The sequence below is a fragment of the Methylobacterium sp. WL18 genome, assembly GCF_008040015.1.
Classification (GTDB): domain Bacteria; phylum Pseudomonadota; class Alphaproteobacteria; order Rhizobiales; family Beijerinckiaceae; genus Methylobacterium; species Methylobacterium mesophilicum.
This window is the reverse complement of the sequence record NZ_VRVD01000094.1, coordinates 1-11,222: the sequence shown is the minus strand read 5'-3', so window position 1 is coordinate 11,222 and position 11,222 is coordinate 1. Positions and strand designations below refer to the sequence as shown.

At 68.4% G+C, this 11,222-nt stretch carries 6 protein-coding genes, 3 pseudogenes and 1 riboswitch; of the genes and pseudogenes, 2 read left to right on the top strand and 7 right to left on the bottom strand.

Annotation, left to right across the window (positions count from 1 at the left end; genetic code table 11):
- Positions 1–521: aspartate/glutamate racemase family protein (locus tag FV228_RS10175; RefSeq protein WP_147854515.1), on the bottom strand; the 521-nt coding region annotated here is incomplete at its 3' end.
- Positions 522–1,022: 501 nt separating this feature from the next.
- Positions 1,023–2,268 (bottom strand): annotated as a pseudogene (locus tag FV228_RS10170) (IS701 family transposase).
- Positions 2,269–2,520: 252 nt separating this feature from the next.
- On the opposite strand from FV228_RS10170, the pseudogene FV228_RS10165 reads away from it, so the two are divergent.
- Positions 2,521–3,264: pseudogene (locus FV228_RS10165) on the top strand (IS5 family transposase); the annotation flags it as partial.
- A 78-nt stretch (positions 3,265–3,342) separates the two neighbouring features.
- Here the strand turns inward: FV228_RS10165 and FV228_RS33025 are convergent.
- Positions 3,343–3,867, bottom strand: a complete 525-nt coding sequence (locus FV228_RS33025; RefSeq protein ID WP_187277693.1) for a hypothetical protein — start codon at positions 3,865–3,867, stop codon at positions 3,343–3,345.
- Between the two features lie 537 nt (positions 3,868–4,404).
- On the opposite strand from FV228_RS33025, the gene FV228_RS10160 reads away from it, so the two are divergent.
- Positions 4,405–5,841: a carotenoid oxygenase family protein gene (locus FV228_RS10160; RefSeq protein ID WP_147854514.1), complete on the top strand. Its 1,437-nt coding sequence runs from the start codon at positions 4,405–4,407 to the stop codon at positions 5,839–5,841.
- Between the two features lie 317 nt (positions 5,842–6,158).
- On the opposite strand, the gene FV228_RS10155 is transcribed toward FV228_RS10160, so the two are convergent.
- The 4 genes and pseudogenes from FV228_RS10155 to FV228_RS10145 form a co-directional block, all read right to left on the bottom strand.
- Positions 6,159–7,313 carry a heparan-alpha-glucosaminide N-acetyltransferase domain-containing protein gene (locus tag FV228_RS10155; protein WP_238262813.1) on the bottom strand — a complete coding sequence of 385 codons (1,155 nt, stop codon included), beginning with the start codon at positions 7,311–7,313 and terminating at the stop codon, positions 6,159–6,161.
- Between the two features lie 26 nt (positions 7,314–7,339).
- Positions 7,340–9,448 carry a TonB-dependent siderophore receptor gene (locus tag FV228_RS10150; protein WP_246693879.1) on the bottom strand — a complete coding sequence of 703 codons (2,109 nt, stop codon included), beginning with the start codon at positions 9,446–9,448 and terminating at the stop codon, positions 7,340–7,342.
- 109 nt (positions 9,449–9,557) lie between these two features.
- Positions 9,558–9,768, bottom strand: a riboswitch (cobalamin riboswitch).
- Between the two features lie 103 nt (positions 9,769–9,871).
- Positions 9,872–10,181, bottom strand: a pseudogene (locus FV228_RS34140) (transposase); the annotation flags it as partial.
- 135 nt (positions 10,182–10,316) lie between these two features.
- Positions 10,317–10,877 (bottom strand): L,D-transpeptidase, encoded by a 561-nt coding sequence (locus tag FV228_RS10145; RefSeq protein ID WP_147854512.1) that lies wholly within the window; start codon positions 10,875–10,877, stop codon positions 10,317–10,319.
- Between the last annotated feature and the right edge of the window lie 345 nt (positions 10,878–11,222).

Below are 11,222 nucleotides of genomic sequence, written 5' to 3'. Positions count from 1 at the left end.
AGCATGCGGGCCGCCGCGACCAGGCGGTCGCGGATCGCCTCGCCGGCCGTCTCGTCCGCCCGCGCCTCCACCGGCCGACTGCCGGCATAGCGTTCGCCGAGGCCCATCTGGCGGACCATCCGGCGCTGGCGCCGCACGCTGCCCTCCGATAGGGCGACGATGCCGAAGCGCTCGCCGAGGGTGAGCGACCGGAGGATGCCCCATTCGGCGATGCCCATCACGGGCCGGCCCCTGGCGACCTCGCGGGCCGTGTGCAGGCCCGGGTCGCTGAAGCAGGCGATCACGAAGGCGTCCGCCCCGTCCGCCGCGATGCGCCGGGCGAGCGGCATCACGACGGAATCGGCGTCCTGCTGGGACGCGATGCTCGCCGGCCCATCGGGCAGGTCCGTCACCGCGATGGCGGGGCCGCCGGCCAAGCGCAGCGGGTCGAGCGCCGCGTCGATGGCGGCGGTCACGGCCTGGGACGAGTTCGGGTTGATGACCAGGATCCGTGCGGGCTCGGTGGTATCGCGCTGGTGCATGCTGCCGTCCTTCCAAACACCGATCGTCACAGCGCATTCAGGCCTCGCCCCGTCGGCAACGGCGTTGCGCGGGCCAATCCCACTTCCAACCTCACCTTGAGGTGCCGGAGCGCAGCGTAGGCCTCGAAGGAGAGCTTCAAGGGTCGCGCGGCCGGCTGGCATCGACCTTCGAGGCTGCAGCCCAGCCTCTCAGGATGCGGGTGTGGTTCGGATTGACCGACCGAGACCATTCTCGTGCCGCGACGCGGACCGACACGCCGTTGTTCAAGACGGCCTAGCATTACAGTTGCGTTTTTTGGCTTTTTCGTCGTCGGCGTGTTTTGCTGGGCTTACGGCGGTGACGCCCTTTGGCGTCTGACGCTCGGCGTTTGAGATGAGCGTTTCGGGCGGCCGCCTGATGCGCGCGTCGCCAGAGCGACCACGCGACGACGTGGGCGGGCTGGATGCGCCGCTGCGCCAGCCGTACGGCGAGGCGGCGGATCTCCTGGATCGACCAGCGGATCAGTGAGCGCGTCGCCTCGGGGGGCGTGATCTCGTCCTGGCTCGTCTTTTTGGGGGCGGCGCGTTGGCGTGATGGCGGATCACCGCCAGCAGGGCGAAGGCCATCATCACCAGGCTCACGTGCCGGTGCCAGCCGTGCCAGGAGCGGGTCTCGTTGTGAGCCAGCCCGAGCTCGGACTTGGCCGTCTCGAACGCGTCCTCGATCGTCCAGCGCCGGCCCTCGACCGCCACCAGGGTCGCGATCGGCGTGCCGGCCGGGCACCAGGTCGTGAAGTATGCCCGCTCGCCATCGCTCAGGCTGCGGCGGATCAGGAGCCCGCGCGTCCACACGCTGGTTTGGTCGTCGTCGGCGCCAGCGAGGTCGGCCAACTCGCAATAGGCCCAGTCGTACAGTCGTGCCCCCTTGGTCCCCTCTCCCGCCGACAGGCGCGCCCAGGCCGACGGAGCGAGGCTGTCGGCGATCACCTCGGCGGTGCCGGCCACAGGCGGCTTGCCGACCCAGGCATTGAACCTGTGATCGGTCTTGACCCCGAGCACATAGCCCTTGCCCGCGCGGCGCAGCGCTTGTCCGATGTCGCCGATCCCGTAGACGGTGTCGGCCGCCACCCAGGAGAACGGCACGCCGGCGGCGATCGCCCGCTCGATCATCGCCAGCGCCAATCCCGGCTTGGTCGAAAAGCTCGTGCCCTCCGGCACGTGGGCGGCGGCTAATCGGGCCGGATCCGAGGTCCAGGTCTTGGGCAGGTACAAGGCCCGATCGATGAACGCATGACCGTGCCGCGAGGCGTAGGCCGCGAACACGCCGATCTGACAGTTCGTGATCTTGCCGGCCGAGCCGGTGTACTGGCGATGCACGCCGCACGAGGCTTTACCCTGCTTGAGAAAGCCGGCCTCATCCTGAGCCTGCCGAAGGATCGTCGAGAACCAGAACCGCGTCCGGGTCAGCCAGGGTCTCCAGGGCATAGTCCCGCACCACGTCGCGCAGGGCATCCGCATCCCAGCGTCCGCGCCCGAGCAGTGCTTGCTGACGCCAGGGCCCGGGATCGCCCGCGGCTTCCGACCGCATCCAACCCGTCTTGCGCCGCTCCGCGCCGAGCAGCCCATCCAGGAATGCCCCGGCCGAGGCCGCGACCCGCTCCTGCGTAAACAGCGGGCGCAAGCGTCCCTTCACCTCCCGCAGCGACGAGGCCCACAACTCCAGCGTCGCCTCGATCGAGGTCCCCGATGTCCATGATGCGCGAATCATGGTGACGCAGAGAGTCAGAACCTCGTCGAAAATGCAACTGTAATGCTAATCACCGGGCGTAGCAGCCGTTGCGCGGAATGTCCGCTATGGAGAAGCGGCCAAAGCTCTCTGAATGACCCACATGGGCGCAAAGCAGAACGACCGGTTTCGCGCTCATCGGCGATTCGGCATGGCGTAGTCTGGCCGGAAGCGGCACGTCCGCTTCGGAGACAGTTCGGGGCAAAAGCAGACGATCCTCTTACGACGCGCCGGCGTCCAAAGGGCGGGCGGCGACCGATCGAGAACCGTGCGGCGCTGACCGGCATCCTGGTCGTGCTGCGCTCAAGGCTACCGTGGGCGATGCTGCCGGCCAAGTTGGGTTGCGGCCCGGGCGTGACCTGCTGGCGACGCCTGCGCGATTGGCAAGCGGCCGGCGCGTGGCGCCGCTTGCATCCGACGCTCTTGGAGCACCTGCACGACGCCGGACAGATGATGGGAGCCGAGCAAGCCTGGACGGTGCCTCCGTCCCGGCGAAAAAGGGGGCTCTGCCACCGGCCCGAACCCGCCAGATCGAGGCAAGCCGGGCACGAAGCGCCACCGCGTCAGCGACGCGCGGCACGCCGCTCGGCTTCCGTCTGATCGGCGACAACAGCCACGACGCGCCGCAGATGGCCCCCACGCTCGACGCCCTCCCAGCGCTGCGGAGTGGCCGCCGGGACCGGCGTCGCCGACGCCTCGACACGCTGCACGCCGACAAGGCCTACGATGCCAGGTCCCGACGGAGGGAGTGCCGCACATGCGGGATCAGGCCGCGCATCGCCCGGAACGATGTCGAGAGTAGCCAGAGGCTCGACCGCCACCGCTGGGTGGTGGATCCTTCGACAAGCTCAGGATGAGGGCACCCACGCCTGGTTCAACCGCTTCCGCCGGTTGCCCATTCGCTACGAGCGGCGCGCGGACACCTACCAGGCCTTCACCAGCCTCGCCGCAAGCCTCATCACCGTTAACCAGATCCGAGCGTTGGTAGGCGTTTTAAGGCGGGATTGGCCCCCATGGATCAGGTGGCCTCACCGGCTGTGGCCCCGTCCGCCGCTCCTACCGGTTCGGCAATCCCCGCTGCTGACGCTCGCGACGGATGCTGTCGGCCTGGGCCATGATCTGCTTTCGAAGGCCTTCGAGACCGTCTCGCGTCTTTTCGTGCTCCGGGCCGGCCAGCGACGGATCGGGATAGAGCCGGTCCCATTCCAGGACCATCGAGATCGTACGCGCCAGCGTCGTGACGTCGCCGAAGGCATATTCGTTGACCGGCCGCCCGATCGTCTCGATCAGCGCGGCGAAAAGGGCCGGGTGCCCCGTCCGATCAAGATCGCGATGCGCCGCCAGGTAGCTGCGATAGCGCAGCTGTCCAGCATAGAACCAGAACGTCGCCTCGTCTCCGCGGCCCGCCCCGAGAAGGGGCGGCGCCTTCGCCATCACGTCGCTCGGAGGAAGCCGTGCAGCGGCTTCGGCGCCATCGGGCAGGTTGATCCCCTGTGCCGTCGCCGGGAGGGCCGTCAAGGAGGCCCACAGCGCAGCGATCGACAACGCGCCGCCACGGAGCCAGGATCTGCGATCCACCATGCTGCACCTCCTTCCTTCTGCCAGCAGTCCGGCTTCACGACTGGGCTTCGGCGGGCCCCTTGGCTCCGGCTTGGGGCAGACGGTTCTGTCAGGCCGTCGTGAGTGCGCCCGCTCTGCCTCGCGCGCAGGCCGAGCCGCCGCGTTCGGAGGGCAGTCGAGGACGTCACAAACTTGCTCGGGCCCGTGATAGCGCTAGCCGGGGCGGACGGGATTATCGCGGTGATCGGGTTCGAAACGGGGGACAATCGCGACGCGATCGGCTCGCCGCAGGGTCTCACGCTGGCCTGCGCCTCGGCTGAAGATCAGTGCGACGTGGCATCCTGCCAAGCGGCGTTGCCGCAGGCCGCTATCAGAGGCCGACCCAGCCGTCGACGTGGTGCAACAGTTTGTTCGGTTGGCCGACCGCGGGGATACATCGTCGGCCAGAGTGTCGCGTCGTCCCTTATGGACAGACCTGTCATTCTCGTTCGGTAACGGGGGGCGCCCCCGTCACGAAGGACCTCGTGCTTCATCCGCACCGCCCCGAGGCAGCGACCGATGCCGAACTTTATCGAGTCCAGCCTGCGCACCGCCGCTGAGGGGCTCGTAGCATTGGTGGCAGCCTGCAGCCGACTACGCCTGCCGGGGACGCCGCACCCCTTTGTCGTCGGTGTCCACGCGCCAATGCGTGAGGAGCTGACGCTTTGGAACTTACCGGTCACCGGGACGATCCCGGCAGGGCTCGACGGCCGCTACCTCAAGATGGGCGCCAACCCCGCCGGCCCGACGACGCGCGGTCACGATTGGTTCCTCGGCGACGGCATGGTGCATGGTCTACGTATCGAGAGCGGTAAAGCGCTGTGGTACCGCAACCGCTGGATCGGCTCGCGCGCGGCGTCCGCGGCGCTTGGCCGACCCGCCGCCCCCGGGCCGCGCCGGGGTGATGATACCGTCAACACCAACGTCGTCGAGATCGGCGGCCGCGCCTTCGCCGTGGTCGAGGCCGGCAGCTACCCTGTGGCGCTGTCAGAGGACCTGGAAACCCAACGCTACGATCCGTTCGACGGAACGCTCGCCGGCTCCTTCACGGGACACCCGCACCGCGACCCGGCGACCGGTGAGACACATGCCATCGCCTACGACGGCCGCGTCTGGGACCGCGTGCGCCACGTCGTCATCTCGCCCGCCGGTCGCGTCGTGCGAGACGTGTCGATCCCGGTCGAGCACGGCCCCTGCATCCACGATTGCGCGATCACCGCGCGCTTCGCGGTCGTGCTGGACCTGCCCGTCACCTTCTCGATGCGGGCTGTGCTGGCCGGCCACCGCTTCCCGTTCCGTTGGAACCCCACCCACAACGCCCGCGTCGGCCTGCTCCCCCGGCACGGCACCGCTGCCGACATCACGTGGTGCACGGTGGAGCCATGCTTCGTCTTCCACGTCGCCAACGGCTACGACACCACGGACGGGCAGGTGGTCCTCGACGTCATTGCGTACGAGACGGTGTTCGCCTCGGCCGGTGGCGGCTTCGACGCACCCGGACGGCTGGAGCGCTGGACCGCCGACCCCACGACGGGGCGGGTCGATCGGCAGATGATCGACCCCGCGGCGCAGGAGTTCCCCCGGATCGACGAGCGCCTATTCGGGCGGCCCCACCGATACGTCTACACGGGCTCAGTCCCCGCCGACGGCAACACGCAGCTCGTCGGCGCGACACGGCTCTACAAACACGATTTGGCGACCGGGGAGCGGCGCACGCACGAGTTCGGCGCCGCCCGTGTCCCGGGTGAGTTCGTATTCGTGCCGGCGGGGCCAGAGGCTGGCGAGGACGAGGGGTGGCTCGTCGGGCTCGTCATCGACACGGCGAGCGACACGACGGACTTCACCGTCCTCGACGCGCACGCGTTCGAGGCGCCGCCCGTCGCTACAGTCCACCTCGGGCATCGGATCCCACCAGGCTTCCACGGGAACTGGTTTCCAAAGCATTGCGCCGGGTGACTGTTGCCGGGCTCTTGGGGCGCCGGGGCGCGTTCACGTGCAAGAGCGTGCGATAGCCCACCTCGCCGCCCTCTGATGCAGCGGGCGTGGATCGGCTCATTTGCGTCGGGCTGGAGGATCTCGTCGAGCAGGGTGGCGCGCTCGTCGCTGAGTTTCCGGCAAGCGATCCGCCCCGGCCGGGACGGCGAGCCGGCATCGGTTGATGCCGAAATCTGCCGCCCGCGCGGATCAATGAGATCAACCGCAGGGTCGCCGTAGCCATAGCTTGAAGGCTCAGACGAAGACCGGGACACCCGGCTTCACTCACGCTCAAAGAACTAGAGATACTTGAGCCATGCGATATCGTGTCGAGCCGCCTTGACGCGCGAGAACCATGCTGTCGGCCAATAGAGTGGCGCGATCAGTCCGACATACCAGAGGACCACCCAGCCATAATTCGCGACGCCGAACACGGCGCCCTGCGTCGGCCCCCAGATGGCGACGGCGCCATGGTACAGGAGCCGCAGAATCGTGAGGTGGAGCAGGTAGAAGAACAACGGCGCTCCGCCGAACACCGCCAAAGCCGCGACGACCGAAGCTTCGCGCATCCGTTCCAGCGCGACGAGGAGCAGCGCTCCGATCCCGAGCGTCAGCAGCAGGAACAGCAGCGATGGCGGATACTTCGTGAGCGCGAGGAAGCTCATCGTGGTCCGGAGCGCATCGCCTTCGACCGCGAACCAGGGCTTGTCGCCGTAGCCATTCACCAGCCGCAGCACCGCGAACGCGACGAGCATCAAGCAGCAAAGAGCCATGAACCGGCGCTCGCGAGTGCGTTCCGCGACGCTCGGCAGGAACCACGGGCCGATCGCATAGCCGAGCACGATCACGCCGATCCATGGGATCACCGGATAGGTCGTCTTGGCGACCAGACCCAACGGCAACGCGATGACGTCGCGTTGGTGCAGCATCGCCCAGACCGGGAAGAGCGGTTGATCCGGCTGGAGGTGGAGAGGGTCGAGGAGGTTATGGCTGCAGACGATCAACAGCCCGACCGCGAACAGAGCCGGGCGTGGCAGACCGATCAGGGCCGCCAGGACGATCATGCAGACGCCGATGCACCAGATGACCTGCAGCCAGAGCGTCGGACTGGCCACGCCCCAGTACAGTTCCGACAGGTAGAGGACCTCCAGCGCCATCAGCACGAGGCCACGCTTCAGCAGGTAGGCCCGCGTCTCGGCCAGCGTGTGCCGGGTACCGAACAGGAATGCGGCAACGCCGGTCAGCGCGATGAAGATGGGCGCGCACAGGCTGACGACGAGGCGAGCCAGGGCCACGGCCGGCAGGGCGGTTCGGGCGTCGATGGGGTCGGCCACGGGCACGTGCAGGAACCAGGTCTCGCGCAGGTGGTCGAGGAGCATCAGCACCATCACCAGCCCGCGCAGGGCATCGATGGAGCCGATGCGGCCTGACGCGGCCGGTGCGCACGCCGACACCTTGGACGTTCCGGGATGCACCCTCATCAGAACCGCGCCGTCATGCTCACGGTGACCCGCCGAGGCTCGCCGACGCCGACCCAGAAGGTGTTGTAGGAGCGCTCGTAGGAGGTCGCGTCGAATATGTTGTCGACGTTGAGTCCGAAGCGCAGGTTCTCGTAGCGGTAGTAGGCCAGCGCGTCCGTCAGGATGTAACCCGGCAAGCGGAAGCTCTCGACGCCGGTGTCGCCGAGCCGCGAGCCGACCGCCCGGAACCCACCGCCGATCCCAAAACCCTTCCAGTCGCCCGCCTGGATCTCGTAGATGCCGAGCAGCGAGCCGCTATGGCGCGGGATGTTGAGCAGCGGCGAGCCGACCCGCAGCACCTCGTCGCGGGTGACCGCCGCGTCGATGAAGGCATAGCCGCCGATCACCCGGAACTCCGGCGTGACCTGCCCGACCAGGCTGACGTCGAAGCCCTGGCTGCGCACCGCCCCGGCGGCGATCTGGAAGAAGAAGTCCGCCGGGTCGGTGGTGAGCACGTTCTCCTTCTCGATGTGGAAGGCGGCGGCCGTCACGCTGAGGCCGTCGAACAGGTCGAGCTTGGCCCCGACCTCGTAGGCGAACCCGGTCTCGGGCGCGAAGGGCCGCGACGCGCTGTCGAAGCCGGTGTTGGGACGGAACGAGGCGGCGACGTTGCCGTAGAGGGCCAGGAACGACAGCGGCTGGTAGACGAGGCCGGCGCGGGGCGAGAACCCGGTGCGGTCCTGCTCGGTCCGTTCGTTCGCGACCTTGTCCCGGAAGGTCTGGTTGTAGAAGTCGGTGCGGTTGCCCAGCAGCAGCTTCCATTCCGGGCTGAGCGCGATCTGGTCCTGGAGGTAGACCGCCGTGTTGCCGACGTTCTCGCTGGCGCTGTAGCGGCGCGTGAACGGAGGCTTGGCCTGCCCGTAGACGGGGTTGAACAGGTCGATGGCGAAGGGGTCGAGGCGCGGGGTCGAGCGCAGCAGGTTCTCGGTGCTGTTGTAGCGCTCGTGCTCCAGGCCGAGCAGCAGGGTGTGGGCGATGGGCCCGGTCTCGAAGCGCCCGACGAGTTCGGCCTGGCCGATGGCGACGCCCCAGGTGAAGTCGTGCCGGCGGAACTCGCGCAAGAGCGTACGCCCGTCGTCGAGGATGCCGGTCGCGCCGGTCTGCAGGCCGGTCAGGCTGCCGGTGTTGAGGTGGGTGGCGACGCGGAGCTGCCAGTCGGTGTTGAAGGCGTGCTCCAGCCGCACCTGCAGGAGCGCGCTCTCGGACACGGAATCGTCGCCCGGCTCGCCGAAGAAGCGTGAGCGCGGGACGAGGCCGAGACGGTTGTTCACCGCGACGGTGCCCCGGTCGAAGGTCTGGCGGTTGCGCAGGTACTGCGCCTCGAACGTGATCTTGGTGTCGGGCGTGACCTGCCAGCTCACCACGGGCGCCAAGAGCACCCGGTCGCCGCCGACGAAGTCGCGAAAGCTGTCCTGGCGGGCGAGGACGCCGTTGAAGCGGTAGAGCACGCTGCCGTCCTCGCTCAGCGCACCGCCGGCATCGACCGTGGTGCGGGCGGTGCCGAAGCTGCCGAATAGCGTGCCCATCTCGACGAAGGGTCGGGCTACGGGCTGCTTGGTCAGGATGTTGACGGTCCCGCCCGGATCGCTGCGGCCGTAGAGGGCGCCGGCCGGGCCCTTCAGGACCTCGATGGACTGGACGTTCTGGGTGTCGGGGGCGCCATTGTAGCCGCGGGCGATGTTGAAGCCATTGAAGAAGATGTCCTGGGTCGCGAATCCCCGAACGGAGTAGAGGGCGAGGTTCTGGGCGCCAAAATCGTTCTGCTTTCCGACCCCGGGCACGTAATCGAGCGCGCGCTCGACGCGGGTCGCGGCTGTGTCAATCAGGACTTCCCGGGGGATCACGTCGACCTGCTGCGGCAGGTCGAGGCGGGGCGTGATCGTCTTGGTGCCGCTGTAGAGCTCCGGCACCCGGTAGGTCGGCGTGGCGGTAAGGGTACCCTCGACCGAGAGCGCGTCGAGGACCACGGCGGCCTCTTCGGACCGTGCGGCCTGCGCGGTGGCAAGGGAGGGAAACGCACAGGCGAGCGCCAGCACGGGCAGGATCGGGATCGACGCGGAGCGGGACAAAGCGGACGGCCTCGGGCAACGGCAGTGGCACGTCACCGCGAACGAGGCCGAAGCCATACGCACGCGCATGCTTCCGCACCCGCCGGGGCACCCCGCCCAGCGCGTTTCGCGTGTGACCACGACTGACGGCAGGTATCCTGGCTCGCGGGTCGTCGCCGCCTCACCGTCTTCCCGGGCGAGGCCGCCCAGTGACGTGGTGGTGAGAAAGCTCGCCGCTTACAGTTGCGGGGGCAGCCGCGGCATCGGACTGACCCTCATGGGTTGGTCCTCACCGCGTTCCCTTTTGATCCCCGAGGGGAACCGTCACGATTACCATCAGCCGCATTGCCGCATCGCGTCAACTCGAAAAGCAGGTTCTATGTACCGGTGTATCCAAGATGCGACAGCGCGGTTCCTTGGGCTGTCCTTAGAGTCTGTCCGAGATCATTGTGTTGTTTGGCAGAGCTTTCGTGTCATTGGGCGGATTGCGGCGAGCAAGAGGAAGGCGCGGGCTGTGCGTGAGCGGCATTCCCAGTCCTTGGCCAAGCGCCGACACCGGTTGAGCCAAGCAAACGTTCCCTCATCCTGAGCCTGTCGAAGGATCGACGATCCAGCGCTTGGGCAGCACGACGAAGCCCTTGGCCTAATCGGAGCGCTTGACGATCATCAGCCTGAGCCGACGGCATGCCCGGCGCAGTCCGGCCTTAAACGCCGGCCCCTGATAGCCGCCGTCCGCGTACAGCCGTAGCAGGAACCGGCAGCAGGCCACCCACGCATTCGGGGCCGGAACTCGATGATCGGGCTGGCCTGGACGCGCGCCGACAAACTTCGCGCGCCCAGGCCGACACACAACCCTCGCCTGCCGACAGACTTCCCGCGCTCGCGCAGGTCAGTCCCGCACCACCACCTTGGTGCCGACCCGGACCCGGTCGTAGAGATCGACCACGTCCTTGTTGGTCATGCGGATGCAGCCCGAGGACACCGCGGCGCCCATCGTCTCGGGCTCGTTCGAGCCGTGGATCCGGTAGAGCGACGAGCCGAGATAGAGGGCGCGGGCGCCCAGCGGGTTGTCCTGGCCGCCGGCCATGAAGCGCGGCAGGTCCGGGCGGCGGGCCAGCATCTGCTGCGGCGGACGCCAGGCCGGCCATTCCTTCTTCATCGTCACCGTCTTGGTACCGGACCAGGAAAAGCCCTGCCGGCCGACGCCGACGCCGTAGCGGATCGCCTCGCTGTTCCCGAGGATGTAGTAGAGCCGGCGCTGGCGGGTGGAGATCACGATGGTGCCGGGCTTCTCGGTGCTGTTCCAGCCGATCGTCTCGCGCGGGATCGCCTGGCTTCGGAAGACGTTCAGGAAATCCGCGAGCGGCCCGCTATCGATCGGGCCGGCGGAGGCGGGCGCGCTCCCCAGCAGGGCGCCTGCGAGCGCGAGCATCGCGATCCGTCTCGACATGGTCTGTCATCCTCTCACTTTACCGGTCACTTGGCCGATCGCTTAGCCGGTCACTTGGCCGGTTCTTGCCGACGGCGTCGGTCGTCGCGGCCGTGCTGCGATCCCTCGGGCGAACCGGCCCGGACTTCGCGGCGAGGTTGAGGCCGGCCGGGGGGCGCGGGCGAGTCGAGGCCTGCCTGTGTGCTCCGGGCAACACCGCGAGCCGGCGCGACGCCGTGGGTGATTGCGCCGGGGGACGGCCATGCTTATCTCGGGATCGTGATCCGATCCGTCGCCCTTCTGGCCCGCCGCGTCGCGGGCCCGCCGGACCGCCTCGTCCGGAGCCTCGCCGTGCTGGCGATGCTC

Coding starts and splice junctions, on each gene's coding strand:
- FV228_RS33025 (WP_187277693.1), bottom strand. CDS start 3,867: ATGGTGGATCGCAGATCCTGGCTCCGTGGCGGCGCGTTGTCGATCGCT.
- FV228_RS10160 (WP_147854514.1), top strand. CDS start 4,405: ATGCCGAACTTTATCGAGTCCAGCCTGCGCACCGCCGCTGAGGGGCTC.
- FV228_RS10145 (WP_147854512.1), bottom strand. CDS start 10,877: ATGTCGAGACGGATCGCGATGCTCGCGCTCGCAGGCGCCCTGCTGGGG.